The following is a 24968-nucleotide window of genomic DNA, read 5'->3' on the forward strand; positions in this document are numbered from 1 at the left end:
CTACCGTATCTTTGCCGGATTTTCAGAATTTCATAAACTGCGGCTTATCTCGCACCTAGCGACTTATCAGTGATCCAGGCAAACTTTATCAAACACCCTGCTTCAAGCTCGCTTCGATAAAACCATTTAAATCGCCATCCAGCACGCTTTGGGTATTTCCAACCTCGACATTGGTGCGCAAGTCCTTGATTCGCGATTGATCCAAAACGTACGATCGAATTTGATGACCCCAGCCAATATCCGTTTTGGATTCTTCCACCGCTTGTTTCTCTTCATTGCGTTTACGCAATTCCGCTTCATACAACCGTGATTTCAACATCGCCAGCGCATCCGCCTTATTGCGATGCTGCGAACGCCCGCTTTGGCATTGAACTACGATCCCGGTCGGATTGTGCGTGATACGAATGGCCGAATCCGTCTTGTTGATATGCTGCCCCCCTGCTCCCGAAGCACGGAATGTATCGATCCTTAAATCGGCGGGGTTAATTTCAACTTCGATATTATCGTCCGCTTCCGGATACACAAACACACTCGCAAACGAGGTATGACGGCGATTACCGGAATCAAAAGGTGATTTTCGCACCAAACGGTGCACCCCGGTTTCCGTGCGTAAATATCCGTAAGCGTAGTCGCCAGTCACCTTTAACGTTGCGCTTTTGATGCCGGCGACATCTCCCGGTGATTCTTCCATGACCTCCACTTGCAACCCTTGCCTCTCGCAATAGCGCAGGTACATACGTTCCAGCATTGCCGCCCAGTCTTGCGCTTCCGTTCCACCGGAACCGGATTGTATATCGAGAAAACAATTACTCGGATCCATCGGGCCGGAAAACATCCGCCTGAATTCCAAGCCTGCGACGGCTTTTTCTACATTCCCGACATCAACCGCAATACTCTCAAGCGCCGGCTCATCTTCTTCCGACTTGGCCAGCTCAAACAATTCCCGCGCATCCTGCAATTGCTGATCGATGGACTCCAGATTAAGCACGGTGTCTTCCAATGATTTTTTCTCGCGTCCGATCTCCTCGGTTCGCTTGCTATCGTTCCAGATAGCCGGATCCTCAAGCAATAATGACAGTTCGCTCAGTCTTGTCTGCTTGTTCTCGAAGTCAAAGAAACCTCCGTAATTCTTTGGTCCGGTCACCGAGATCCGCGAGTTGATTCGATAATGCATTAATACGTTCAGCTTCCATAAAATTCACCTCACTAAAAGGCCTGCATTATACCCGTTACAAATTCTCAATATGGCAACCGCGCTTCCGGCATGACAAATCCCGTTTAACCTTTCCAGAGCATCCATAATAAATTCCAAACCATGGCAAACCAAAAAAAAATATAATAAGTCCTTCGATTGCCAATAACTCAATTATTTCATTAACCGGTTTTCCCTGAAGATTCCGCCATGTCGAAGTTCCTCGCACTAATCCCGGCAGCAGGCTCGGGATCCCGGATGGGTAACGATGTTCCCAAACAATACTTACCACTGAGCGGCAAACCGATGATCTATCATACAATCAATACGCTATGCAGGAATCCGTCGATCGCTGATGTTTTGATTGTACTTGCCCCCCGCGATTCCGAGTGGGATAAATACGATTGGTCTGAGTTCTCCGGTAAATTGCGTGTGTTTAAATGCGGCGGCGATACGCGGGCAGCCAGTGTTCTTAATGGCCTGACCGCCGCGCAGCATGCGCTTGGCATCAGTCCAGAGGATTGGATTCTCGTGCATGATGCGGCCCGTCCATGTTTATCGCGATCGCAGCTCGACAAATTAATTGATGAATTGGCGGATGATGCAGTGGGAGGATTACTCGCCGTTCCAGTCGCTGACACGCTGAAACGCAGCAATCAAGAAAACCGGGTGGCGTGCACCGAGCCTCGAGAGCATCTGTGGCAAGCGCAAACACCTCAAATGTTCCGTTACGGTCTATTGGCCCAGGCATTGCAAAATGCGGCAAATACACAAATCACGGATGATGCCAGCGCGGTTGAGGCCATTGGACTTCGCCCCAAGCTTGTTGCGAGTGATTCTTACAATTTCAAAGTCACTTACCCTAATGATTTGGCATTAGCGGAATTAATTTTACAGCAAAGGAATAGTCAGTGAACGCAATACGGATAGGACAAGGTTATGATGTGCATCAATTGGTTGAAGGACGCCAACTGATTATCGGCGGTGTTACGATTCCGCATGAAAAAGGATTACTGGGTCATTCGGATGCGGATGTACTCTTACATGCGATTTGTGACGCGCTGCTGGGCGCTGCCGCTCTAGGCGATATCGGTCAGCACTTCTCCGATACCGATCCCCGCTTCAAAAACATTGATAGCCGCTTATTGCTTCGCGAAACATACCGTTTGCTGGAAAACGATCATTATACGCTCAGCAACCTGGATGCGACCATTATCGCCCAGGCCCCCAAGATGGCGCCTTATATCCCTGCCATGCGGCACAACATTGCACAAGATCTCAAGACTCACACCGGCAACGTCAACATCAAAGCCAAAACAGCGGAAAACTTGGGAGCGCTTGGACGTAAAGAAGGTATCGCCGTTGAAGTTGTCTGTTTGATCACTCGGGCACAATAATCAGCGTGCTGGGTAATGGCAACGTACCGGAAAAACAATCGCGCCGGATTTTCTTTGCCGCCTTTCCAAATAAAATGACTCAAAAGAAACTGATCCGGGAAGCCGAGGAAATCCAGGCAATGTGCGGCGGACGAGTCATCAAGGCGCATCACGTTCACCTCACACTGCTATTTCTCGGCGACACAAACATGGATCGCATCGATACATTGCTGGAAACGATGAAAAAAATTTCTGTGAAGAGATTCGAGCTGGAACTCAATAAAATCAGTTATTGGAAACACAACCAAATCGTTTTTGCTGGAGCATCGCATTATCCTGACGAATTGTTCGTGCTGGTGGAATCACTTAAGAATTCGCTGACGGAAGCGGGATTTTTATTTGATAACCGTAACTACAAACCGCATATCACGCTTATCAGAAAAGCCTTTCGCCCCATCGATAACCAACCGATGAAACCGGTTTTGTGGTCTATCGGTCAATGGCACCTGGTACAGTCGAAATCCGGCCCGGAGGGAGCCGATTATATCTCTCTCGCACATTGGCCCCTGAAATAGCTTCCGCATGTACGTTTTTGCAACTTTATCCATTCTAGCGAGCACTGGCCTTGAAACTCCTTGCCATTGAAACCTCGACGGAATTCTGTTCCGTTGCATTGCTGTCGGATGACAGAATTCTCGCAAACGAAATCCTTGCGGGGCAACGACATTCCGAAATACTGTTAGAGATGATTCAAGAATTACTGGCCAATGCGGCGTTAAACTTACACCAAATCGACGGAATCGCTTTTGGCGCCGGCCCAGGCTCCTTTACCGGCTTGCGCATCGCCTGCGGCGTCGCACAAGGTTTAGCATATGCCGCCAATCTGCCCATCATTGGGATTAATACCCTCGAAGCGCTAGCGCAGAAAACAGCGGCGCCATTTGCCGTCGTAGCGCTGGATGCTCGCATGGGAGAAATTTATCATGCCGCGTATCAAAAAATTTCCAACTGTAATTGGAAAATTATCAGCCCTCCCATGCTGTGCTCGCCGGATAACGCACCTTTATTACCAGGCAACGCGTGGATAGCATGCGGCAGCGGCTTCGATGTTTATCGCCAAAAATTGACGGCGATTTATTGTGATACTATCCAACAGATTCACAGCGGATTTCACCCTCACGCCACGGAAGTCGTGCAACTGGCTTGTTATCAATTCGGCGAAGGTATCCGCTTGCATCCTGCTGATGCAAGCCCTGTTTATATCCGTAATAAAGTTGCATTAACAGAAAATGAGCGGAAAGTATGACGTTGCAACAAGCCTTTGAAATCAGGGTAATGCATCCAGCTGATCTGGATCGGATCATCCTGATCGAACGGGAAATTTTTCTTTTCCCATGGTCGCCCGGTAATTTCTCGGATTCAATTGACGCGGGTTATTTATGTCAGGTCATGGAGCAAGCTGACACGATAGTGGGTTATGGGATCATGATGATGAGTCCTGATGAAGCTCACATCCTCACATTAGGAATCGCGGCAAATTGGCAAAAAAAAGGCCTCGGAAAAAAATTGCTGCAGCACCTCATACAAAGCGCCCGCAACATGAATGCAAAATCGATCCTGCTGGATGTTAGAGAATCCAATCTTGGCGCAGCTCAGCTCTATCAACAAATGGGCTTTCAGCAAATCGCGACGCGTAAAGGCTACTACCCGGCAATGTGCGGGCGCGAAGATGCGCGCGTCATGCAATTATTGTTATGAATGACAGGCGCACGCATAGCTTCAAAGAGTTGAACTTGCTGCCGGTATGGCGGCAGAAATCGAATCATTCAGAGCGGAACGCGCGATCACAGGAAGAATCCTCCAGCGTGCTTTATTCAGCCGAAGATAATCAATCCAGCAAAGAATCCGACCAAGCGGCTTGGCTTCAGTTAAAACAGGCAGTTACCGATTGTTTCCGCTGTCAATTAAGCGAAACCAGAACGCATACTGTCTTCGGTGTTGGCGATGAAAACGCCGATTGGTTATTTATCGGTGAAGGTCCCGGCGCAAAAGAAGATGAAACCGGCGAACCTTTTGTCGGACAAGCCGGCAAACTGCTCGACCAAATGTTGGCGGCGATCCGGTTAAAAAGAGGCGATAACGTCTATATCACCAACATCGTCAAATGCCGCCCGCCTGGTAACAGAAATCCCAGTCTAAACGAAGCCCGGCAGTGTGAGCCCTATCTCATAAGTCAAATAGAATTAATCAAGCCAAAACTCATCGTCGCATTGGGAAAGGTCGCTGCGCAAAACCTGCTCAAATGCGACGACAGCATCTCAAGCCTGCGCGGAAAAGTACATTATTTTTCTAACATCCCGCTGATTGTTACCTATCATCCGGCTTATTTGCTGCGATCGCTGCCGGAAAAAGCAAAAGCATGGAAGGATTTGTGTTTTGCAAATGCGACAATGCAATCATTGAAATAATATTTCTCGACCCAAGTAATGGGTTAATTGCGATAAAGTTAGTGAATTTTTCTCGTACCGATCAAATGCAGTGAGTCTTCTTTACTTTGATTCGATAAATGCCATCTCCTGATCAAAGTCATCATGACTGACACGAACAAACCGAACGCTGCGATCACAATATAGATATGTACTTCGAAGAAAATCAATAATGCGTAGAGTGACAACATCACCAAGATACTTAAATTTTCATTAAAATTTTGTACGGCGATAGAGTGTCCGGCGCCCATCAGAATATACCCGCGATGCTGCAATAACGCGTTCATCGGCACCACAAAAAAACCGGCCAAACCACCGATCAACATCAGCAGTACAATCGCAATCCATAAATCCCTGACAAGAATCATCACGGTCACAACAATACCCATCGCGATTCCCAATGGAATCACTTTCACAGATTGCCTTAATGAAACCCACTTAGCGGCCAGGATAGCACCGGCGGCAATACCCAAAGCCACCACACCTTGCAGCTGCGCGGCCTGGTTCAACGGATAGTCCATCGCTACCTCGGCCCATTTCAACACAATAAATTGCAATGTTGCTCCGGCTCCCCAGAACAGGGTGGTTACCGCAAGCGATATTTGACCGAGTTTGTCAGTCCATAATAACTTTATACAATGACTGAACTCGTGAACCAGATAGAGCGGGTTTTTTTTGGGAATTCGATGATCGACACCGGTATTCGGGATATACAGATTAAATGCCGCCGCTATGGCGTAAATAACAGCAATGATGAGAATACTGCTTTCCAAAGCATTATCGATACCCGTATCAATCATCGGGAAATCAAACTCCAACAACATATTGGACACTACCGGTGTGATCAGCACGCCACCTAAAACCGTCCCCAATACGATCGAGGCTACTGTCAATCCTTCAATCCAACCATTCGCAATCACTAATTTTTCAGGCGGCAATAACTCTGTCAATATGCCGTATTTGGCGGGGGAATACGCGGCCGCTCCCAGACCTACAACCGCATAGGATGCCAATGCAAAGTACTGATTCATCGCGATGAATAGCAAACCGCAGCCTGCTATTTTAATGGTATTGCTGACAAACATTACCCGCCCTTTCGGCATCGAGTCTGCGAAAGCGCCGACGAAAGGCGCGAGAATGACGTAAAACACCACAAAAACAAACTTAAGCATCGGTGTTAAATAGGCTGGAGCATGTAAATCAATTAACAATGCAATCGCCACAACCAGCAGCGCGTTATCGGCCAGCGATGAGAAGAATTGCGCCGCCATGATTGTATAAAAACCGCGTTCCAAACTTTTTCCCTATTTTGATGCTTTATTCAAGATACGTTAATTACCAATTGAACTGCCCCATGAAACCGGTCAGAGTGATAGTATTAGCCACTTACCGTAATTTAGTCCGTGAGATTAGCACATAATGCCGAATATCATCGCATCAACGCTTCAAAGAATATTTGGTGCACCAAATAAAGGTTACGATCGTTATATCCTGGCTTAATAAATTATCTTTCTAAATCGATGCCGCGTCCAATACAAGCCACAATTGATATTTCCGCTTTCAGTCAGAATTTAGCTGTTGCCCGTCAATATGCAACGAAAGCGCGAATCATGGCTGTCGTAAAAGCGGACGCTTACGGACATGGATTATTTTCGGCTGTGAGTGGATTCAATGATGCGGATGGCTTTGCGCTACTCGAACTGGATGCCGCGATCGCATTACGAGAAGCAGGTTATCAGCGCCCCATTCTTCTTCTGGAAGGCTTTTTCTCGACCGAAGAAATAGCAGAATTTCAGCGTTATCGATTGAGCGCGGTTATTCACCACGAAGAACAAGTTGCCATGCTAACGAAATCGAAGCATGCGCTGGACATATTCCTGAAAATCAATACCGGGATGAATCGCCTTGGTCTGACTCCCGATCGATTTTCTTTGATAATCCAGCAATTAATCGATAGTCAATGCGCCAAAAGTCTGACATTAATGACGCATTTTGCGAACGCGGATGTTCCTTCGGAAAAAGGAAGCGTTATCCAGCAGTTTGAAAGCTTTCTTTCTATTACCCGGGATTATCATTACCCTCGTTCAGTCTCAAACTCTGCGGCAATCGTCCGCTATCCCGAAACGCAATCCGACTGGGTACGGCCTGGAATCATGTTATACGGCTCGTCGCCTTTTCCGGATAAAACCGCATCCGAACTTCGGCTAAAGCCGGTGATGACACTTTCGAGCAAAATTATTGCGATTCATGATTTACAGATCGGCGATAAAGTCGGATATCACGCTCTCTTCGAAGCAGATCGTCCGATGCGTATCGGAATTGTGGCCTGTGGCTATGCCGACGGATATCCGCGACACGCACCCACAAATACACCGGTATTAATCAATGATCAACGCAGCCGGTTATTAGGACGAGTTTCCATGGATATGATCGCTGTGGACCTCACAGATATCAAACATGCAGGGCTGAATAGTGCGGTAATCTTGTGGGGTGAGGGATTGCCTGTTGATGAAGTAGCTCACTATGCCAACACGAACAGCTATGAGCTACTTTGTGCGGTTGCGCCAAGGGTTAAAAGGAAAATGATGCGTTAGAAACACCCCGAATCCATTCAACCCATAGCAACAAAAAAATTATTCCACTTTCGCTTTGCTGCGCAAATCTTGAACAACCGTTGCAAATTCACGTTGTAACACACGTTGTTGAATATTCTGTTTAACTTCCTCAAACGGCGGTACTGCCATCGGACGAATATCCATTAATTCGATCACATGCCAGCCAAATGAAGTTTGAACAGGTAAATCCGTTCTTCCCCCTTTCGATAATTTCACCAACGCTTCAGAAAAAGGCCGGACATAAGCAGCCGGCGGACTCCAGTTAAGTTCACCTCCATTTTCTTTACTGCCGTCATCCAGTGATTTTTGCTCGGCCAATTTAGCAAAGTTAGCACCCTTCTTAAGCTGAGCGATAATATCCAGCGCTTCACTTTCGCTACCGACAAGAATATGGCGCGCTCGATACTCTTTATCGCCCATCTGCACCTTGAGCATCTCATATTCCTTGCGCAGGGTATCGTCACTGACAATATTGTGTTTGATATAGTCAGCTTGATACGCCCTCACCAATACTGCCTGACGGGCGATTTCTAGTTGCGATATGACCTCCGGATCCAGATCCAATCTTTTTTTAACAGCTTCCTGAGCCAGGATTTCTTCAGCAATCAAATTTTCACGCAGCGCTTTTCTCATTTCAGGCCCATCGGGCTGTCCCTGTGCTACATTCGCCTTCACCATCAATTCCAAACGCGCTTGCGGAATCGCAATACCATTAACTTTAGCCATGACCCCGCCCGATTGAGAGTGAGCTGATATGGCGATAAGGCTTAAAAAACCGGTTACTATTATTTGTAAGACTCTCATCAAACGCATGGAATTTCCTCTACTGTAATTAAACAAAATTATTCTTCAAAACATGATACGCAGAAAGTATACGCCTTAACCGAATGCACGTGAATCTTTACCTAACCTATTATCTTCATAAGTATTTTGATTCCCCGGAAAAAGCAACACTGATTAAGATTTAACCTGGCAACACCTTTTTAAAGGGCTTAACAGTCACTCTCTGATACACTCCCGCACTTACATAAGGATCCGCGTTTGCCCAGACTTTCGCAGCTTCCAAAGATTCAAACTCCGCTACAATCAGACTACCCGAGAAACCCGCAGGCCCGGGTTCTGAGCTATCAATTGCCGGAAATGGACCGGCTAAAATTAACCGGCCTTCTTCCTGTAATGCCTGAATTCTGCTTAAATGCTGCGAACGTACCGTCATTCGTTTTTCCAGGCTATCCGGCACATCTTCTCCGTTAATCATATATAACATCATTATTTTTTACTCACTCGATTTTCGATTTCGTCTTTCCGTCATCGGCATTATCCGTATTCTCAACTACCAATACCGCTGTGTCTTTTAGATATTTCCCCAAAAAAATTATTTGCGCCACTATAAAAACAAGCATTAAACCGGTTGCTCCAAAAAGCTTAAAAGAAACCCAGGTATCTAAAGAATAATTAAATGCGACAAAGAGATTGACACAACCCATGATTGCAAAAAAAACAATCCAGCTCAAATTAAGGGTATTCCATACGGCCGCTGGCAATACCATCTGTTTCTCAAGCGCCACCTTGATCAGATTCTTACTGAATAGCCAATTGGATATGAACAACACCGACCCAATCAGCCAGTAGAAAACTGTCGGTTTCCATTTAATAAACATTTCATCTTGAAAAACTAAGGTTGCACCGCCAAATACCATAATTACTGCCAAATTTATCCACATCATTTTCTCAATTTGGCGATGGCGTATCCAGAGCCAGCCGATTTGCACAAAAGTTGCAGCTATTGCAACAGCGGTCGCTACAAAAATATCGTGAAGCTTATAAGCTAAGAAAAATAATACAACTGGAAATAGATCAAACAAGAGTTTCATCAGCACCAACCATCAATTGATATCAGAAGCAATCAGTGAATAACAGTGTAAATCCGTCTTACTGCAATACAGCAGGCAATCGCGCAGTCAAACTGTTTCTTTCTTTTGTTGCCTCGCCCAATAATGCATATCCGATTAAATTCCCGGTATCGTCTTCATAAAGCGCTTTAATGCCGTTCTCATCTTCTTCCACATTCCATGCGCCATTAACACCAAAGTCCGGCGGCGAAACCACAGCCGGGCATGACGAAGTTTTCACAATAACTGGCATTGCCGGATAATGAACAGACGTTGGCTGCCCCGCAAGCGTTGCAGCAAGCGCCCTAGCGGCATGAGAAATGGGCATTACGAACGGCAACACCTTGCCTTCAACTTCAGCACAATCACCTAAAGCATAAATATCATTCACTTGCGTTTGCAGAAATCTGTTCACCACAATCCCCCGATTAACCGGAATCCCTGCTGCTGCCGCGAGTTGGGTACGTGAACGCAATCCAACTGCTGATAAGACAACGTCCGACTCTATAGAGTTGCCATTTGCCAAAGTCAAACACAAATGCTCCTGCACTTGATCAATCGAGTTAGTCGAGGTATTCAAATGAAAAAAAACGCCGACATTTTCAAGTCTTTTTTGCATAAAAACTCCACTAGCAGGGGGTAAAAGACGCCCGAGCGGTTGAGTGCCAATATCAATCACATCCACGTGATGACCGGTTAAAGCCAAGTCATTTGCAAATTCACATCCGATCAAACCCGCGCCAATAATGCTGACTCTTTTTTTTCCATCTAATTCTGCGCGAAATTTTCTGTAGTCATCCAAGTCGTTAACTGTCAAAACTTTTCCCGCACCACTACCTGATAACGGCAAGCGCACTTGATCCGCGCCTAATGCTAAAACCAGCCGGTCGTAAAGGATGTTTTCACCATCAGTTAAAATCAACTCTTTTTTTAGATGATCAAGTGCTGCGACTCGACAGTAAGGGCGTATTACAATTTTTAACTGTGCAGCCATTTGAGCAGCATCACTATTTAACAGCGTATCTGGAGTTTTTCCTGATGACAGAGCGTTTGACAACATTGGCTTGGAATAAAAACCACCATGATCGGCTGATAACATTAATATCGGTATCTCGGCATCGAGCTTGCGAAGCTCCCGCGCCACCCCATAACCAGCCAATCCACTTCCAACAATCACTATCTGCTTAAACATTTACCCATTTCTCCAACATTCCCAAAGAAGCCCGGCTTTTAGAACCTCTTTTTCTCATTCCTACCAATACAATACTATTAGTACGTTAAATCATTAACTGATTTTGTATCAAGAAAATCACAAAACTGCATTGGGACTTTCTATGATTTTTTACTAAACCTAAAAAAACAAAACACACTGGTTCTTTGGATTTATCCAGTAACCAGTGTGCCTTGTTTCCAATCCATTAAACTTGAATACACATAGGATAATTGCATTCAAAGTTTACAAGATATTTTCGTTACTTATCCTCTTCACTGTTTTTAACCAGACTTGCTCGCCTTTGAGTATAGGCATCTCGGATAAACTCATATTTATCTAAAGCAGCTTCTTCGAGTGTCTTGTCTTGTTCAAGGAATTCCGCACGATTGTTGAATGTCCGTGCTGTTGCAACTGGGAAGCGTAATGCTGGTGAGTTGATATAACTAACATTATTCAAGAATACACCTGTTACCCCTTGGGTGACAGGATCCATAAAGAAGCTATCCACCGCCAGTCCGAATGTATCACGAACCGAGCTTGGTCCTAAGAAAGGCAACACAATATAAGGCCCGCTTGCAACTCCATAACGTCCCAAAGTTTGCCCGAAATCTTCATTTCGTTTATTCAGATTAACATCACTGACCGCGCTAATATCACTTGCAATATCAATCAGACCAAACACCCCGAATGTAGTGTTAACCAGCAATCTTGCGCTACTAGCCAACGCACTTTCATAATTTAATTGCAAAACCGAGTTAGTGATCACGACTACTTCATTGAGGTTCGAGAAAAAATTTCCTACCATCAATTCCAACGGATCCGGCATGATCCTCTTGTACTGTCTGACTGCAGGGTCAAACACATTGTCGTAGACCTTCTCGTTGAAATTAAAGACGGCACGATTCATCGGCTCCAAAGGATCAGAAGGACTACTCTGGTCATTTGTCTTCATTGAAGCACAACCGCTTAAAAATAAACCAGAAACAAGTATAGCAACAGCTTTGGAACGAAAAATATTAGTCATGTTCTTATTTCTTTTAATAAAAATTCAACAAATCTTGCCACATTTATAAAACAGGTTCAATACGCTTCGATATTAAGGTATTTCAAACCTTCACCCAATCACTCTTCTCAAATCTCAGAAATTTATTAGCGATTATTAAACCAAACATTAAGCATCATGTATATACGACAATAGGATTATGATACTTAATGAAATTGCTAGTGCCATTAAATAACCCCGAAACACGGCATCATTTTAGCTTCAAGATACTTCCATGCCATTATGCCTTAATAACGCATCCAGTTCTGGTTCGCGTCCACGGAAAGCAACAAATGATTCCAAAGCAGAACGGCTACCGCCCACAGCAAGAATTTCCTCAAGAAAATGGGAACCCGTTGAAGCATTGACCACACCATCTGCAGCAGTTTCTTCGAACATACTGTAGGCATCAGCCGATAGCACTTCCGCCCACTTATAACTGTAATAGCCAGCTGCATAGCCTCCCGCAAATATATGCGCAAAACTGTTCGGAAAACGATTAAATGATGGCGGGATAACCACCGCGACTTCACTGCGGATATCATCGAGCATTTGCAATACTGTCTTATCGCCATGCGGCTCATAGTCGAAATGCGCATGCATATCAAATAGTGCAAACTCAATCTGCCGGAGCATTTGCAATCCACTTTGGAAGTTCTTCGCTTTCAGCATCTTATCGAATAACATTCTGGGAAGAGTCTCTCCTGTTTCGATATGTTGAGTCATTCCAGCCAAAACATCCCATTCCCAGCAAAAATTCTCCATAAACTGGCTCGGCAATTCGACTGCATCCCATTCCACGCCATTAATACCGGATACCCCAAGATCCTCGACCCTCGTCAATAAATGATGCAAACCGTGCCCAAACTCATGGAACAAAACGATTACCTCCGCATGCGTAAATAACGCCGGACGCAGTTGACCGTTGATTGCAACAGGCGCCGAGAAATTACACGTAAGATACGCAACTGGAATCTGAATCGTTTGCTGCCCGGCTTCTTGACCATCAATCCGCCTGCGCGTAATCGCATCATCCATCCACGCGCCGCCACGCTTATTGGGTCGCGCATATAAATCCAGATAAAATTGACCGATCAATTGATCATCAGCATCATGAATGTCAAAAAATTTAACATCGGGGTGCCAGCATTGGATATTCCGCGATGAATCCGCTTGCGTAATGCGGATGCCATACAGTTTCTCCACCACGCTGAACATGCCGGCCAATACGCTTGCTTCGGGAAAATATTGTTTCACTTCCTGATCAGAAAATGCATAACGCTCTTCGCGAAGTTTCTCGCTAACATAAGCCAGATCCCAAGCTTCAAGTGTTGTCAGATTCAGTCTCTCCGCAGCAAATTCCCGCAATGCTTGCAGATCCCGCATAGCGTGGGGTTTGGCTTTATCGGCCAATTTTCTCAGAAATTCCAGAACTTGCTGGGGAGACGCCGCCATTTTCGTAGCCAATGAAACTTCAGCATAGCTTTCATAACCCAGCAAATGAGCCGCTTCCTGGCGAAGCTCCAATATTCTATTGATAAGCGGCATATTATCTTTACCTGAACCGGCTTGGTAATCAAATTCGCTGGCGCGCGTTGCGTATGCACGATACATCTGCTCACGGAGTGTACGATTATCTGCATATTGCATTACCGGTAAGTAGGATGGCATATGCAAGGTAAATTTCCAGCCTTGCTTGGCATCCGATACAGCTAGCTGCTGCGCTGCCTCTAACACATCGGCAGGAATACCTGCCACAGATTCTTCATCTTCAATAATCAACGAATAAGCATTAGTCGCATCGAGCAAGTTATCACTGAACTCGGAAGACAGCTTCGACAACTCCTCCTGGATTTGCAAAAACCGCTGCTTTTTCTCAACCGGTAATTCCGCGCCACCTAAACGAAAATCTCTCAGTTCATTATCTATGATCTTTTTTTGCGCTGGCGGCAATTGCTCGAATTCCTGGCTTGCACGCAATTTTTTATACTTTTCGAATAACGCCAGGTCTTGCGACAATTCGGCATAAAATTGCGTAATTGCCGGAAGATTGGCATTATAAACTTCGCGCAACTGCGGGCTATTCATGACCGCATTCAAGTGCGACACCTGCCCCCAGGCCCGGGACAAGCGTTCATTGGCATTCACGACCGGCTGCACAAACGTTTGCCAAGTAGGAACACCGCCGTCCGTTCGTGCTCTCTCAATTACTTCACGATTTTCTGCTAACAATGCTTCAAGAGCCGGTGTAATGTGCTCATTCTTAATTTCAGCAAAACGGGGCAGCCCGGAAAAATCTAGCAATGGATTTGACATAGGAGTTAATAGAATCCAGTAAAAATTAAAAAATAACAAAAATCAGTTTTCATAAACGATTTGTCCATTGACCAAGGTAAGTTTGATCTTCCCGGGCAATTCCATTCCCATGAATGGCGTATTCTTTCCCTGGCTTGAAATCGCCGACGCAGTCACCTTCCAATACTGATCCGGATCAAAAATACAGATATCCGCAGCGCTGCCAACCGATAGATGACCGGCTTCTATTCCCAATATTCCGGCTGGTTCAGAAGTAATCTTGGCCAAAACCTTGGCTAACGGCCAGCGCATTTCTTGACCCCACTTCAGCGCAAGAGGCAACAGCAATTCCACGCCCGTCGCACCCACCTCGGATTGTCCGAATGGCAATAATTTCGCATCTTCATCGACCGGTGCATGATCCGAACAAATGGCATCGATCGTGCCGTCCAGCAAACCATAACGTAATGCATCCCGATCACTGGAGCTTCGCAACGGCGGCATCAGATGACAATTGGAATCAAAAAACCCGATATCCATATCCGATAAATGCAGATGATTAATCGTGACATCGCATGTTATCGGCAAGCCTTGTTGTTTAGCGTTACGAATCATTGCCAAACCTTCCGCACTGGAAATCCGGCACAAATGCACTCTGACACCCGTCTCTCTAGTCAGCAGAATAATATTCGAGATGGCGACTGTTTCGGCGCAAACCGGAACAGTCGGCAAGCCTAAGCGGGTCGCGACTTCACCGTCATGCGCAACGCCATCACTCGTGAGACTGATATCTTGGGGGCGTAACCACACGCTAAACTCAAATGTCGACGCATAGCGCATTGCCTGCATCAATATCCGCAAATTAGCCAGCAAACCATCCGGCTGCCCGAAAACCACGCATCCGGCATCGTTCAACTCGGCCATTTCTGTCAATCGTTCACCCCTCAATCCTTGCGTCAGAGCACCGATCGGATAGACATGCGCCTGATTCAGACTTTTAGCGCGATGTTTCAGCATCTCTACCAAACCGGGTTCGTCCAACGGCGGATCGGTGTCCGGCGGACAAGCAATGCTGGTCACACCCCCAGCCACCGCCGCATTCATTTCGGACTCCAAAGTTGCCTTGTATTCAAGGCCGGGTTCGCGCAAACGCACGGACAAATCAACCAGCCCCGGACACACGATCAATGATTGCGCATCAATGACGCGATTCGCTTGGAACTCATCCGGTGCCGAACCAATGGCTAAAATTTTACCCTTGGAAATGAAGAGATCTCGAATATCATCAACCCCATTTTTAGGGTCAATCAGCCGTCCGTTTTTAATATGAATTTTCATAGCACAACGTTAAGCGCCCGCTAAAATTGACATCACTGCCATGCGAACCGCGATGCCGAATGTCACCTGCGGCAAAATCACCGATTGCGCGCCGTCAGCCACAGCCGAATCGATCTCCACTCCACGATTCATCGGCCCGGGGTGCATGACAATGGCATCGCGCCGCGCGAGGGACAGTTTCTCAGAGGTCAATCCGTAATATTTAAAATATTCCTCGGCACTGGGTAAATTAGCGCCCTTCATCCGCTCATTTTGCAGGCGCAACATCATTAACACATCGATATCTTTTAGCCCTTTCGACATGTCGTGGTAAACATGCACACCAAGGCGCTCGACCATTTTCGGGAGCAACGTTTTTGGCGCAATTACACGCACTTCCGGCACCCCCAAAGTAGTGAGCGCATGGATCTGCGAACGCGCTACCCTGGAATGCAGAATATCGCCGATTATCGCCACGCGCAGCTTGCGGAAATCCTGTTTATAGCGACGGATCGTGAACATGTCCAATAACGCCTGCGTCGGATGCGCATGGCTGCCATCACCCGCATTAATGACATGAATATCGGGGCGAACATGCTTTGCAATTAAATGAGCCGCGCCGCTCTGCGCATGCCGGACAACAAACATGTCGGCATTCATTGCCGATAGGTTATTCACGGTATCGAGTAATGTCTCGCCTTTCGATTGCGCCGATACCGCGATATTGAGATTGATGACATCCGCTGACAAACGCTTTGCGGCAATCTCGAACGTCGTTCGGGTACGCGTGCTGGGCTCAAAAAACAGATTGAAGATCGATTTGCCGCGTAGCAAGGGAATTTTCTTAATATCCCGCTCGGTCACACCTACAAATGATTCCGCGGTATCCAGAATATTCTGCAAAATTGAAGCCGGCAAACCTTCCGTGGTCAGCAAGTGCTGCAGCACGCCATGCTCATCCAACTGCGGGTTTCTATTAATCATTCCGAGAGATTCTTATCGTATAGGTCAAAACTCAACTTCCCGTTCACATCGCGTTTGAGTTCCAACATCTTATCCGCTGGCAATGCGAGCGCTACCCCGACATATTGTGCAGCAACCGGCAGTTCTCTGCCTCCGCGATCGACCAAAGCCGCCAAACTGATCGAGGCAGGACGACCATAATCGAATAACTCGTTAATCGCTGCGCGGATCGTACGCCCGGTATTTAGCACATCATCCACCAACAAAATGTGCGCTCCTTCAACCTCAAACGGTATCTCGGAAGGCTTCGTTTGTGAATGCAAGCCGATTTTGTCGAAATCATCCCGGTAAAAAGATGCGCTGAGTATGCCAAAAGGCTTTGCAATCGCCAATTCCCGATGTAATCGCTCCACCAGCCAGACGCCGCCCGTACGAATACCCACCAGCGAATAATTTTTCGATTGATCCGCCCGGATCTTTATTGCAAAGTTTCTAAAAACTTCCTCAGCGTCTGGTAGTTGCATGTTGTTCATCAAAAAATGATTGCAGAATTTGTTGCGCAGAAAATTGATCCAACAGAGGTTTTTGCTTTATTCCGAAAATCCCGCCCGCATTCAAAGCAGCGCTTGCTATTTCACTGGTATACCGCTCATCAATCATAATTACCTTAATCTTAAACCGGCCTTCTAGCCGACGCGCAAAGCGCTGGCTGAGGCGCGTCAGTTCATGCGCGGTTCCATCACTATGCACGGGCAGCCCCACCACCAGCAACACAGGCTGCCAAGTTGCTATCAATGTTGCAATCCTGGCAAAGCGCTGCTCAGTCACTTCCGCATCAATGGTCGATAGTGGATTTGCCATACCCAGCGCCGTATTGCCTATCGCAACACCAATACGCTTCTTCCCAAAATCAAAAGCCAAAACAACTCCGTCAACCAATTGTTTCTCTGATTGTTGATGTGCGGCCAAACCTCGGGAAAAACAATCCGTCACCGTAACCGCAAGCAATTATGCATGCCCGACTTCATTCGAGATATTCGCGTCTTGAATTCCCAGCAATTGCATTGCTGCCGGCAGCCGTTCTTCGGATGGCAAGCCAAACAAAACATCAGCCGTGGCCGGAACGGTCAACCATGCATTTTGCGCTAATTCATGCTCAATCTGACCTGCAGCCCAGCCCGCATAACCCATTGCAATAAGAATTTGATCCGGACCTTCGGCATTCGCAATCGCTTTCAAGATATCCAGGGATGTAGTCAACCCCACTTCCTTATTAACGACAAGTGTCGACTGCCAGTTTCCTATGGGGTGATGCAATACAAATCCGCAATCTAATTGCACTGGCCCACCGAATAACACCGGTATTGCTTCGGCTTCTGAAACGGTTTGCGGAATTCCGAGCTGTTTAAAAAGATTCATCAATGTAAGATCCGTCGGCCGATTGATGACGAGACCGAGGGCTCCTTGTTCATTATGTTCACAAATATAAGTCAATGTCTTGGAAAATACAGTATCCACCATTGTTGGCATTGCAATCAAAAAATGGTGTGTCAGATTGACATTTTTCATAGCAAAGACTCTAAATTATGATGTAAATACTCACACTGTCTTACTTCCCGTCTAAATGACGGGATTGGCTTATACCCAATATGACGTATGAGTCATTACCTTTGATCCAAGTTTCATCGTAATTTTGATCGGCAACGGCAGTTCCGCTCCGCCATATGACAATGCCATCGTTGCGTGACTCGCTTCATCAATCTTCATTTGCGCGACAATTGCACGGCTCTTTTCATCCTGATCGGGTAAACGTTGCAAATGTCCCGCCAAATGTTCCTCCACTTGATGCTCGGTTTCAGCAAGAAAACCCAGATTCCATTTATCCCCCAGCAACCCTGCGACAACTCCGATTGTAAACGATCCGCCATACCATAATGGGTTCAAAAGACTTTTCCGGCCACCCAGCTCCGCAATCCGTCGCTCAGTCCATGCCAAATGCTCCGTTTCTTCTCTCGCCGCTTGCATCAGAGTTTGCTGTACCACTTCATTTCTCGCGGTTAAGCCTTGCCCTTGATACAGGGCTTGAGCACAAACTTCACCGACATGATTGATGCGCATCAACGCACATGAAAGCCGTTTCTCCACTTCCGTCAAATCGGCTTCCGGCAATTCATTGCCGGGCACGGGCCGGACAGTTTGGGCCGGGGTCAATAAAGTTCGCAATGCGCTATCGAAACCAATGATAAGTTTATCAATATTGATCATAGTCTTTATAATCCGTGTAAGGAAAGCAAAGTTTTGGCACCCAACAGAGTAGTTATTCAAGTATCGCGGAAATCTCCGCGATACACCGACTAAAAATTTGTTTTTATTATAATTCCAAACCCATCTGTCTTGCCAGCAATGTAACCGGATGCAATACTTCAACTTCTATTCCGTTTTCGTACAATCCGTTTGCGATATGCATGCTACACCCGACATTTGAAGTCACCAAGTAACGGGCCCCGCTTTCCCTGATCGCAGCTATCTTGTCATTGAGCAACATCCCTGAGATTTCCGGTTGATCTATAAAATAAGTTCCGGCAGCACCGCAACATTGATCATTATTGGCTAGCGGTTCTACTTGCACGCTCGGTATGCGCTCGAGCAATTGGTACGGATACCGCTGCCCTTCCAGCACATTGCGAAGACTGCAAGGATCATGCACCAGAATTTTCTCCGCCAGCGGGGCGATTTCAATACGTTCCCACCCTTCACTGAATACAAGAAACCGGCTGATATCGACTATCCGGCCATTGTCCCCGCCAACACCGGATTCGAGTAGTTGCGTTGCGCATCCCGATGCTGTGCCGATAATAGCTTGAATATTGGAACCGGCAAAAGCTGCTTGATTTTTTTTCGCAAATAAACCAGCTTTATTGATCGCACCGCGATGCTGATGCAATGCACCACAACAAGTTTGATCGTTGGGCACATGGACGGCATAACCCAAATAATTCAACACAGCAATACTCGCGTTTAATGTTCTGACATCCGTCAGCCTTGCCACACAACCCAAAAACAATCCAACTTCGCCACGATGTTTGCCGATCGCGGGATATAATCTCTGCCATTGATTACCAACAGTAACCTCGCCAGCATTTATCCTTGCGAGTGGAAACCTTACCGGCGGAAGCTGCAGAATCAATTTGAACAATGCATTACCGGCAAAAAATTCGACTTTTCCGGCCCAGCGAAACCAGCTTTTCTTTTGCGCCGAATAGAATAAGCGACGCATGTAATCCAATCGGACTGGATGAGACAACAACTGCAGAAACAAATCGTGCAGAAATGATTTCCTTCCCGAATTATCAATTTTGGATTGTCCAATCAGATGCCGCGTCTCATCAATCAATGCACCATACTGAACATCATTCGGGCAAACAGCCTCACATACCCGGCATGTCAAACACCGGTCCATATGCTGAATAAATTTCGAATTCAAAGGAATCCGGCCGCCAGCAACCCCATTCATTAACGCAATACGCCCGCGCGGAGAATCGGCCTCCGATTTCAACAATCGATACGTCGGACAATGCGGCAAACACAATCCGCAAGAAACGCATCGATTGGATTTTTCAATTATTTTATTTTTTGTGATAGTTTGAGACAATTAATTAATTCTTATAAATAAAATGACGATTTGTCCGGATGCTATTCTATCCCAGCAAACCAGATCATCATATCAATCACAAGTATCCTTGTCATTCGCATGAAAATTATTGTAAAATAGAAGATTACATAATACTTTTTGCTACAAAATTCTATGGTTATTATCAGATTGGCACGCGGTGGTGCAAAAAAACGTCCTTTTTTTAACATGGTGGTTGCGAACTCGCGCTCACCTCGTGATGGTCGATTTTTAGAACGCATTGGATTTTATAACCCCAGAGCAGCAGGCGGTGAAGAGCCGCTGCGAGTTCAGTTGGATCGAGTCGCGTACTGGCAGTCTCAAGGTGCGCAATTATCGGCAACCGTATCCCGGCTCGTCAAACAATTTGTCGCCAATAAAGAAGCGTCCTCCAGCAACACCAGCAAATAAGCCGACTGAATCGATGGTCATCATGGGTCATATCATGGGCCCATTTGGCGTATATGGTTGGATAAAGATAAATCCATACACGGAATTCATTGATGGCCTAATGGATTATTCTACCTGGTGGCTCGGCAACGATAATATAGAATGGCAACAAGTACATGTGGCAGACGGTCATGTTAATGGCCAGGTATTGGTAGCACAATTAAAAGAATACACTGATCGTACGCAGGCTACAAAACTCAAAGGATTGCAAGTTGCGATTCCGAGAAACCAGTTACCGGTGCTTTCTCAAGACGGCACAGATGGTTATTATTGGTCCGATTTAATCGGGATTGAAGTTATTAATTTAAAAGGTGAGCGGTTAGGCGAAGTTTTCGGTTTGTTTGAAACGGGCGCCAACGATGTGTTGCGCGTTCAAGCAGTTGATAGAGAACCAAAAGAAATCCTCATTCCTTTTATTGAACAGTTCGTCATCAAAGTAGATCTGAAACTTTCCAGAATTACGGTTGATTGGGGCATGGATTATTACTAAGGTAGTCGGCCAATGCCTTTTGAATGCGATGTCATCACGTTATTTCCTGAAATGTTCGATGCCGTCACTAATTACGGTATAACAGGAAAAGCTTTCAGAAACGGTATTATTAACCTTAATACCTGGAATCCGCGCAAATTTGCATATGATAATCGTCATAGCGTGGACGACAGCCCCTACGGTGGGGGGCCGGGTATGGTCATGATGGCGCAACCGCTGGAGGATGCCATTACCCAGGCACGCGCGAGACAAACCGCAGTAGGAATCTCGCAAACCGTAGTTGCTTATATGACGCCTCAGGGAAACAGGCTTGACCACCATCAAGTTACAACACTGAGCAAGATGCCGGGGCTGATTTTATTATGTGGCCGCTACGAGGGAATTGACGAACGTTTGATCAGCCGTCAAGTGGATATGGAAATCTCGATTGGGGATTACGTCGTTTCCGGAGGCGAATTAGCCGCAATGGTTCTAATTGATTGTATCATTCGGCAAATACCGGGCAGCTTGGGTGATCCGGAATCGGCAAATCAGGATTCATTCGTTGATGGATTACTAGATTTCCCGCATTATACGCGCCCCGAGGTGTATCAAGGTGACCATGTCCCTGAAATATTGATGTCTGGAAATCACGCGCAGATCCGCCGTTGGCGTTTGCAGCAAGCGCTGGGCAGAACATGGTTAAAACGCCCCGACCTCTTGAAGCTAAAATTAGAGCAGCATGGTATAACACCGGACGAAAAAGAATTATTGGAAGAATTTAAACAAACTTGTAAATTCAGATAGAATCAGCAGAAAGGAGAATCAAATGAATATTATTGAGCAATTGGAAGCAGAAGAAATAAAACGCCTAAATAAAGAAATACCTGATTTCTCCCCGGGCGATACTATCATTGTCAATGTCAATGTCGTCGAAGGCGATCGCAAACGCGTGCAGGCGTACGAAGGGGTTGTTATTGCAAAGCGCAATCGCGGCCTCAACTCAGCTTTCACTGTTCGCAAGATTTCAAGCGGAGAAGGCGTGGAACGTACCTTCCAAACATACTCTCCATTAATAGCTAGCATCGAAATCAAACGCCGCGGCGCCGTTCGCCGCGCAAAACTGTATTATCTGAGAGATCGTGCAGGAAAATCGGCTCGTATCCGCGAGAAACTTCCGGCTCGTCTTGGCAGCAGCAATGCAGCAGTAAAACAAGAATCTGCCGCGCCAGAATCAGAATAAGCAGCCAAATTGTACCGCAATCACAATAAAAAACCCCGTCCGTTATTCAAAATGGACGGGGGTTTTTGATGATTTAAGGAAACGCTGATTAATTGGCTGTGCGAGCGCATCACTTCGTTGCGTGGCCTCTCTCCCCAACCTATCTGTTCGTCGCACTGATCAGTGCTTTTCCCTGAGCAGCAAAGCTGCTACTCTTTTTTTTTCTTACTTATTTGAGTAATTCCATCACATTCTCGGGTGGCCGGCATAATTTGGCCTGATCACCCCGGACCACAATCGGGCGCTGCATCAAATCCGGATTCTCGACCATTGCCCTAATGATCTCTTCATCAGAAGCTTCAATCAGGTTACATGCAGCAGGTTCATCCTTACGCAGCACATCGCGCACCGGCAAATTCAGTTTTTGAATGAGTTTGCGCAACTCCTCGACTGTTAAAGGCGCTTCATAATAATTAACAGAATCGAACTGCTGACCGCTTTCCTGCAACAAAGAAATGGTCGCCCGGCATTTGCTGCAAGCAGGCTTCTGATAAATGACAATCTTCTCGCTCATGACAACTTAAAATGATAACAAATAAAACAAAAATACTTCACTTGATGCCGCATTCCGCCGAGATTGCCTTATGGGCCGCGGTTGATCCGCTCAATCCAAAGGTATCGACCGTGCTAGTCCCGCGTGCCGATGCACCCTTAACTACCAGTGAATTACCGCGCTTGATAGCATCCGTAATCTTATTGTCAGTGGCTTGATCGGGCGCCCAGGCTGAATCATCCTGAGTAAAAAGCCGGAAGCTTTGGTTATTTACAGTTACTGTCGCATCGCTGCCCGGTTTATAGGGATAGCCGGCAATATAACTGAAAACATTCGTACTTTTCTCGGAAGGACGATGCGTAACCAAAGCATAAACATCCCCACGCTTTGTATAATTCCCCTCGGATTTTTTCGGCTGACTCACCATATAGCAAACCTTGCTATTGTTCTCCATGAACATATAGGCCGCCCAATCACCATGCTGTCCCAAAAGCTTCGGTTCAGCGGCTTGCACCGAACCGCAAAATGCAAAAACAGCACTCGCAAATATCAATTTATTAAATTTCAGCTTCATTTTCTAATGGCCTTGAAAACTCTATCGTTACGACTTCAGCAATTGACTGACCGGCCTAAGACGCCAGCCCTAAATCCAACTCACCCGTCACCGGCAAGCAATCATCAACAGCCTTCCATTTTATAGATGAAAAAACCATTTTTGTTAATTTCATCAATGACATTCGGCGGCGCGCTTTGGCTATGGCAAAAGCTGCATTCCCTGCTCGTAACCACGGCATCGCCTTCTCCGATCGTAGCAAGCCATTGCTTGGCGTATTCAACCGCTTTCTGATCATCTTTCACGGCTGTAAAAACATCGAAGTGCATCGTATGCCCATCTTTCGCTTTCACATACGTATCATACACATGAATTTGCATATCATCCCTTCCAAAAATTGATTGATTAATAATCTTGACACACTACGGCGGCACATTGCCCGCCCGTATTTTATCCCCAACTATACCAATTAATAAACCAAACTGCCAGGAGATATAACCACTTGCCCCATGTCCCGGTTTTATCGCATCGCAACGCCCGCAAGAAACTCCTGAATCACGCCGATTGAGATAAAACGGGCTACCCAAGAAAGCATGGATGACTGGTTTCCGCCAGAAAAATGCGGAATAATCCGCCTTTATTATTCGGGATGCCCCAAGATGACGAACCTACCCCTGTTGATGACATTATGAAAAAATGGATCGACATCCTATTGCCGGTTCCGGATTGGCTGAGTATCAGGATTGCGAGCAAACCAACGCATTTTCCCACGACGGAACAGCGGATGGCATTAACGATCGATTTGGCGAGAATCAACGTGCAACAAGGCGGCGGCCCTTTTGCAGCGGCTGTTTTTGAATCTGCTTCCGGAAAGCTGATTGCACCTGGTGTCAACTGGGTGGTACCGGGAAAGTCCTCGCTGTTGCATGCCGAAATAATGGCGCTTGCATCGGCGGAACGATCGCTCGGCAGCTATGAATTAGCCCAATCGGGTTCATTTGAACTGGTCACCAGCGTAGAGCCTTGCTGTCAATGTTTGGGTGCATTAATATGGGCCGGTGTCGCTTCGGTCGTTTGCGGCGCGTATTCGGAGGACGCGCAAGCTATCGGATTTGACGAAGGTCCCCGCCCCGCAAATTGGATCGAGGAACTGCAAAAAAGAGGTATCGCCGTAACCACCGGAATCATGCGGCCGCAATCCATGGAAATATTGCAAAGTTACACTGGAGAGCTTTATAACCGCCAGCGTCCCGGTTCCAATTCCAAGAACTGACATGGGACATGCCGGATACCTCCCATGACAACACAAAGCATAATAAGGATAATTTTTTGAAGCGCAAATTGTTACAGCATTGCCTCTATTGCTTCATCATGTCAGCAACAATGACCGGTTGCGTATCCGCAACCGTAACTGCCGTCAATCTCGGTTTTTCCGGTGAATATCTCGAACAGTGGCTGTATTCCTGGGGCATTGCTTTCCCTGTCGGATTCCTGCTCTTATTATCGCTATCCCCTGTATTCCGGAACCTGGTCGATAGAATTTTCCGCTAGCGTAACGCATAGCAAAGACTGCAAAAACTACCCGGGCTGATTGATTTCATTTCGGAAAATTCGTAGCAGCAGCGTATAATTGCGCGGAATTATCTGGTGGTTGCAGCCA

31 protein-coding genes and 1 pseudogene are annotated in these 24968 nt (G+C 46.4%); 13 read left to right on the forward strand and 19 right to left on the reverse strand.

All coding sequences use genetic code 11. From position 1 onward, the window contains the following. Window positions 1–88: 88 nt before the first annotated feature. Window positions 89–1193, reverse strand: a protein-coding gene (gene prfB, locus RBH92_RS13340; RefSeq protein WP_307932489.1) for a peptide chain release factor 2 whose coding sequence is annotated in 2 segments (ribosomal slippage) — window positions 89–1111 and window positions 1113–1193 — 1104 coding nt in all. Because the reading frame shifts where the segments join, the coding sequence is not laid out codon by codon here. 209 nt (window positions 1194–1402) lie between these two features. Between prfB and ispD the strand changes: the two genes are divergently transcribed. The 6 genes from ispD (at window position 1403) to RBH92_RS13370 (ending at window position 5036) form a co-directional block, all read left to right on the forward strand. Then, window positions 1403–2107: a 2-C-methyl-D-erythritol 4-phosphate cytidylyltransferase gene (gene ispD / locus RBH92_RS13345; protein ID WP_307932490.1), complete on the forward strand. Its 705-nt coding sequence runs from the start codon at window positions 1403–1405 to the stop codon at window positions 2105–2107. Next, a complete protein-coding gene (gene ispF, locus RBH92_RS13350) occupies window positions 2104–2589 on the forward strand; it encodes a 2-C-methyl-D-erythritol 2,4-cyclodiphosphate synthase (RefSeq protein WP_307932491.1) in 486 nt (161 codons plus the stop codon). The genes ispD and ispF overlap by 4 nt, the downstream gene beginning before the upstream one ends. Before the next feature lie 74 nt (window positions 2590–2663). After that, on the forward strand, window positions 2664–3143 hold the full coding sequence (thpR, locus tag RBH92_RS13355; protein ID WP_307932492.1) for an RNA 2',3'-cyclic phosphodiesterase: 480 nt from the start codon (window positions 2664–2666) through the stop codon (window positions 3141–3143). A gap of 50 nt (window positions 3144–3193) precedes the next feature. Continuing rightward, window positions 3194–3874: a tRNA (adenosine(37)-N6)-threonylcarbamoyltransferase complex dimerization subunit type 1 TsaB gene (gene tsaB, locus RBH92_RS13360; protein ID WP_307932493.1), complete on the forward strand. Its 681-nt coding sequence runs from the start codon at window positions 3194–3196 to the stop codon at window positions 3872–3874. Between the two features lie 29 nt (window positions 3875–3903). Further along, on the forward strand, window positions 3904–4326 hold the full coding sequence (rimI, locus tag RBH92_RS13365) for a ribosomal protein S18-alanine N-acetyltransferase (protein WP_307932494.1): 423 nt from the start codon (window positions 3904–3906) through the stop codon (window positions 4324–4326). Beyond that, window positions 4323–5036 (forward strand): uracil-DNA glycosylase, encoded by a 714-nt coding sequence (locus RBH92_RS13370; protein WP_307932495.1) that lies wholly within the window; start codon window positions 4323–4325, stop codon window positions 5034–5036. Before rimI ends, RBH92_RS13370 begins: the two co-directional genes overlap by 4 nt. A 38-nt stretch (window positions 5037–5074) precedes the next feature. Here the strand turns inward: RBH92_RS13370 and lplT are convergent, their stop codons facing one another. Next, a complete protein-coding gene (gene lplT, locus RBH92_RS13375; protein ID WP_307932496.1) occupies window positions 5075–6349 on the reverse strand; it encodes a lysophospholipid transporter LplT in 1275 nt (424 codons plus the stop codon). A gap of 225 nt (window positions 6350–6574) precedes the next feature. On the opposite strand from lplT, the gene alr reads away from it, so the two are divergent. Next, window positions 6575–7648 carry an alanine racemase gene (gene alr / locus RBH92_RS13380; protein ID WP_307932497.1) on the forward strand — a complete coding sequence of 358 codons (1074 nt, stop codon included), beginning with the start codon at window positions 6575–6577 and terminating at the stop codon, window positions 7646–7648. 39 nt (window positions 7649–7687) lie between these two features. Here the strand turns inward: alr and RBH92_RS13385 are convergent, their stop codons facing one another. The 14 genes and pseudogenes from RBH92_RS13385 to RBH92_RS13450 form a co-directional block, all read right to left on the reverse strand. Then, the gene (locus RBH92_RS13385; RefSeq protein ID WP_307932498.1) at window positions 7688–8482 is read right to left on the reverse strand and encodes a peptidyl-prolyl cis-trans isomerase; all 795 of its coding nucleotides are present in this window, start codon (window positions 8480–8482) and stop codon (window positions 7688–7690) included. Window positions 8483–8633: 151 nt separating this feature from the next. Then, on the reverse strand, window positions 8634–8936 hold the full coding sequence (locus RBH92_RS13390; protein WP_307933975.1) for a YciI family protein: 303 nt from the start codon (window positions 8934–8936) through the stop codon (window positions 8634–8636). Window positions 8937–8949: 13 nt separating this feature from the next. Beyond that, window positions 8950–9543 carry a septation protein A gene (locus tag RBH92_RS13395; RefSeq protein ID WP_307932499.1) on the reverse strand — a complete coding sequence of 198 codons (594 nt, stop codon included), beginning with the start codon at window positions 9541–9543 and terminating at the stop codon, window positions 8950–8952. Between the two features lie 58 nt (window positions 9544–9601). Further along, window positions 9602–10753 (reverse strand): FAD-dependent oxidoreductase, encoded by a 1152-nt coding sequence (locus RBH92_RS13400; RefSeq protein ID WP_307932500.1) that lies wholly within the window; start codon window positions 10751–10753, stop codon window positions 9602–9604. A 280-nt stretch (window positions 10754–11033) separates the two neighbouring features. Beyond that, a complete protein-coding gene (locus RBH92_RS13405; RefSeq protein ID WP_307932501.1) occupies window positions 11034–11798 on the reverse strand; it encodes an MlaA family lipoprotein in 765 nt (254 codons plus the stop codon). Window positions 11799–12038: 240 nt separating this feature from the next. Continuing rightward, window positions 12039–14132, reverse strand: a complete 2094-nt coding sequence (locus RBH92_RS13410) for a M3 family metallopeptidase (RefSeq protein ID WP_307932502.1) — start codon at window positions 14130–14132, stop codon at window positions 12039–12041. Between the two features lie 42 nt (window positions 14133–14174). Beyond that, window positions 14175–15449 (reverse strand): dihydroorotase, encoded by a 1275-nt coding sequence (locus RBH92_RS13415; protein WP_307932503.1) that lies wholly within the window; start codon window positions 15447–15449, stop codon window positions 14175–14177. A 9-nt stretch (window positions 15450–15458) separates the two neighbouring features. After that, window positions 15459–16412 (reverse strand): aspartate carbamoyltransferase catalytic subunit, encoded by a 954-nt coding sequence (locus tag RBH92_RS13420; RefSeq protein ID WP_307932504.1) that lies wholly within the window; start codon window positions 16410–16412, stop codon window positions 15459–15461. After that, window positions 16409–16915 (reverse strand): bifunctional pyr operon transcriptional regulator/uracil phosphoribosyltransferase PyrR, encoded by a 507-nt coding sequence (gene pyrR / locus RBH92_RS13425; protein WP_307932505.1) that lies wholly within the window; start codon window positions 16913–16915, stop codon window positions 16409–16411. Before pyrR ends, RBH92_RS13420 begins: the two co-directional genes overlap by 4 nt. Continuing rightward, window positions 16896–17312: a Holliday junction resolvase RuvX gene (gene ruvX, locus RBH92_RS13430; protein ID WP_307932506.1), complete on the reverse strand. Its 417-nt coding sequence runs from the start codon at window positions 17310–17312 to the stop codon at window positions 16896–16898. The genes pyrR and ruvX overlap by 20 nt, the downstream gene beginning before the upstream one ends. 87 nt (window positions 17313–17399) lie before the next feature. Then, window positions 17400–17960, reverse strand: a complete 561-nt coding sequence (locus RBH92_RS13435) for a YqgE/AlgH family protein (RefSeq protein WP_292924868.1) — start codon at window positions 17958–17960, stop codon at window positions 17400–17402. Between the two features lie 69 nt (window positions 17961–18029). After that, on the reverse strand, window positions 18030–18656 hold the full coding sequence (gene coq7, locus RBH92_RS13440; protein ID WP_307932507.1) for a 2-polyprenyl-3-methyl-6-methoxy-1,4-benzoquinone monooxygenase: 627 nt from the start codon (window positions 18654–18656) through the stop codon (window positions 18030–18032). Between the two features lie 106 nt (window positions 18657–18762). Further along, window positions 18763–19668, reverse strand: a complete 906-nt coding sequence (locus RBH92_RS13445; RefSeq protein WP_307933976.1) for a (Fe-S)-binding protein — start codon at window positions 19666–19668, stop codon at window positions 18763–18765. Window positions 19669–19857: 189 nt separating this feature from the next. Next, window positions 19858–20043, reverse strand: a pseudogene (locus tag RBH92_RS13450) (4Fe-4S dicluster domain-containing protein); the annotation flags it as partial. A gap of 153 nt (window positions 20044–20196) precedes the next feature. Between RBH92_RS13450 and rpsP the strand changes: the two are divergent. Genes rpsP through rplS form a run of 4 tightly spaced genes read left to right on the forward strand, consistent with a single transcriptional unit; the run spans window position 20197 to window position 22223 of the window. After that, window positions 20197–20472 carry a 30S ribosomal protein S16 gene (gene rpsP / locus RBH92_RS13455; RefSeq protein ID WP_307932508.1) on the forward strand — a complete coding sequence of 92 codons (276 nt, stop codon included), beginning with the start codon at window positions 20197–20199 and terminating at the stop codon, window positions 20470–20472. A gap of 22 nt (window positions 20473–20494) precedes the next feature. Next, entirely contained in the window at window positions 20495–21001 is a 507-nt protein-coding gene (gene rimM / locus RBH92_RS13460; protein WP_307932509.1) for a ribosome maturation factor RimM, read from the forward strand. Between the two features lie 12 nt (window positions 21002–21013). Continuing rightward, the gene (gene trmD / locus RBH92_RS13465; RefSeq protein WP_307932510.1) at window positions 21014–21787 is read left to right on the forward strand and encodes a tRNA (guanosine(37)-N1)-methyltransferase TrmD; all 774 of its coding nucleotides are present in this window, start codon (window positions 21014–21016) and stop codon (window positions 21785–21787) included. A 22-nt stretch (window positions 21788–21809) separates the two neighbouring features. Next, window positions 21810–22223: a 50S ribosomal protein L19 gene (gene rplS, locus RBH92_RS13470; protein WP_307932511.1), complete on the forward strand. Its 414-nt coding sequence runs from the start codon at window positions 21810–21812 to the stop codon at window positions 22221–22223. Window positions 22224–22431: 208 nt separating this feature from the next. Here the strand turns inward: rplS and RBH92_RS13475 are convergent, their stop codons facing one another. The 3 genes from RBH92_RS13475 to RBH92_RS13485 all read right to left on the reverse strand — a co-directional run bounded on the left by RBH92_RS13475 (window position 22432) and on the right by RBH92_RS13485 (window position 23688). Further along, window positions 22432–22776, reverse strand: coding sequence for an arsenate reductase family protein (locus RBH92_RS13475; RefSeq protein WP_307932512.1), 345 nt, complete (start codon window positions 22774–22776; stop codon window positions 22432–22434). 37 nt (window positions 22777–22813) lie between these two features. Further along, window positions 22814–23329, reverse strand: a complete 516-nt coding sequence (locus RBH92_RS13480) for an invasion associated locus B family protein (RefSeq protein ID WP_292924855.1) — start codon at window positions 23327–23329, stop codon at window positions 22814–22816. Window positions 23330–23433: 104 nt separating this feature from the next. Further along, a complete protein-coding gene (locus RBH92_RS13485) occupies window positions 23434–23688 on the reverse strand; it encodes a DUF2024 family protein (RefSeq protein WP_292924854.1) in 255 nt (84 codons plus the stop codon). Between the two features lie 308 nt (window positions 23689–23996). Here RBH92_RS13485 and RBH92_RS13490 point away from each other — a divergent pair, with 308 nt between their 5' ends. Both RBH92_RS13490 and RBH92_RS13495 read left to right on the forward strand, forming a co-directional pair. Further along, a complete protein-coding gene (locus RBH92_RS13490) occupies window positions 23997–24581 on the forward strand; it encodes a nucleoside deaminase (RefSeq protein ID WP_307932513.1) in 585 nt (194 codons plus the stop codon). A gap of 98 nt (window positions 24582–24679) precedes the next feature. Next, the gene (locus RBH92_RS13495) at window positions 24680–24859 is read left to right on the forward strand and encodes a DUF2798 domain-containing protein (protein ID WP_307932514.1); all 180 of its coding nucleotides are present in this window, start codon (window positions 24680–24682) and stop codon (window positions 24857–24859) included. Window positions 24860–24968 lie beyond the last annotated feature (109 nt).

The organism is Nitrosomonas sp. sh817 (genome assembly GCF_030908545.1).
Classification (GTDB): Bacteria; Pseudomonadota; Gammaproteobacteria; order Burkholderiales; family Nitrosomonadaceae; genus Nitrosomonas.

What these genes read in the sequence shown, in the direction of transcription:
- RBH92_RS13400 (WP_307932500.1), bottom strand. Translation starts at nt 10,753, where the DNA reads ATGTTTAAGCAGATAGTGATTGTTGGAAGTGGATTGGCTGGTTATGGG.
- RBH92_RS13490 (WP_307932513.1), top strand. Translation starts at nt 23,997, where the DNA reads ATGAAAAAATGGATCGACATCCTATTGCCGGTTCCGGATTGGCTGAGT.
- rplS (WP_307932511.1), top strand. Translation starts at nt 21,810, where the DNA reads ATGAATATTATTGAGCAATTGGAAGCAGAAGAAATAAAACGCCTAAAT.
- RBH92_RS13390 (WP_307933975.1), bottom strand. Translation starts at nt 8,936, where the DNA reads ATGTTATATATGATTAACGGAGAAGATGTGCCGGATAGCCTGGAAAAA.
- RBH92_RS13420 (WP_307932504.1), bottom strand. Translation starts at nt 16,412, where the DNA reads ATGATTAATAGAAACCCGCAGTTGGATGAGCATGGCGTGCTGCAGCAC.
- RBH92_RS13410 (WP_307932502.1), bottom strand. Translation starts at nt 14,132, where the DNA reads ATGTCAAATCCATTGCTAGATTTTTCCGGGCTGCCCCGTTTTGCTGAA.
- RBH92_RS13475 (WP_307932512.1), bottom strand. Translation starts at nt 22,776, where the DNA reads ATGAGCGAGAAGATTGTCATTTATCAGAAGCCTGCTTGCAGCAAATGC.
- RBH92_RS13405 (WP_307932501.1), bottom strand. Translation starts at nt 11,798, where the DNA reads ATGACTAATATTTTTCGTTCCAAAGCTGTTGCTATACTTGTTTCTGGT.
- RBH92_RS13445 (WP_307933976.1), bottom strand. Translation starts at nt 19,668, where the DNA reads ATGCGTCGCTTATTCTATTCGGCGCAAAAGAAAAGCTGGTTTCGCTGG.
- trmD (WP_307932510.1), top strand. Translation starts at nt 21,014, where the DNA reads ATGCCTTTTGAATGCGATGTCATCACGTTATTTCCTGAAATGTTCGAT.
- RBH92_RS13435 (WP_292924868.1), bottom strand. Translation starts at nt 17,960, where the DNA reads ATGAAAAATGTCAATCTGACACACCATTTTTTGATTGCAATGCCAACA.
- alr (WP_307932497.1), top strand. Translation starts at nt 6,575, where the DNA reads ATGCCGCGTCCAATACAAGCCACAATTGATATTTCCGCTTTCAGTCAG.
- rpsP (WP_307932508.1), top strand. Translation starts at nt 20,197, where the DNA reads ATGGTTATTATCAGATTGGCACGCGGTGGTGCAAAAAAACGTCCTTTT.
- rimI (WP_307932494.1), top strand. Translation starts at nt 3,904, where the DNA reads ATGCATCCAGCTGATCTGGATCGGATCATCCTGATCGAACGGGAAATT.
- RBH92_RS13395 (WP_307932499.1), bottom strand. Translation starts at nt 9,543, where the DNA reads ATGAAACTCTTGTTTGATCTATTTCCAGTTGTATTATTTTTCTTAGCT.
- RBH92_RS13370 (WP_307932495.1), top strand. Translation starts at nt 4,323, where the DNA reads ATGAATGACAGGCGCACGCATAGCTTCAAAGAGTTGAACTTGCTGCCG.
- RBH92_RS13495 (WP_307932514.1), top strand. Translation starts at nt 24,680, where the DNA reads ATGTCAGCAACAATGACCGGTTGCGTATCCGCAACCGTAACTGCCGTC.
- RBH92_RS13480 (WP_292924855.1), bottom strand. Translation starts at nt 23,329, where the DNA reads ATGAAGCTGAAATTTAATAAATTGATATTTGCGAGTGCTGTTTTTGCA.
- thpR (WP_307932492.1), top strand. Translation starts at nt 2,664, where the DNA reads ATGACTCAAAAGAAACTGATCCGGGAAGCCGAGGAAATCCAGGCAATG.
- RBH92_RS13415 (WP_307932503.1), bottom strand. Translation starts at nt 15,449, where the DNA reads ATGAAAATTCATATTAAAAACGGACGGCTGATTGACCCTAAAAATGGG.
- RBH92_RS13485 (WP_292924854.1), bottom strand. Translation starts at nt 23,688, where the DNA reads ATGCAAATTCATGTGTATGATACGTATGTGAAAGCGAAAGATGGGCAT.
- coq7 (WP_307932507.1), bottom strand. Translation starts at nt 18,656, where the DNA reads ATGATCAATATTGATAAACTTATCATTGGTTTCGATAGCGCATTGCGA.
- rimM (WP_307932509.1), top strand. Translation starts at nt 20,495, where the DNA reads ATGGGTCATATCATGGGCCCATTTGGCGTATATGGTTGGATAAAGATA.
- RBH92_RS13385 (WP_307932498.1), bottom strand. Translation starts at nt 8,482, where the DNA reads ATGCGTTTGATGAGAGTCTTACAAATAATAGTAACCGGTTTTTTAAGC.
- pyrR (WP_307932505.1), bottom strand. Translation starts at nt 16,915, where the DNA reads ATGCAACTACCAGACGCTGAGGAAGTTTTTAGAAACTTTGCAATAAAG.
- ispD (WP_307932490.1), top strand. Translation starts at nt 1,403, where the DNA reads ATGTCGAAGTTCCTCGCACTAATCCCGGCAGCAGGCTCGGGATCCCGG.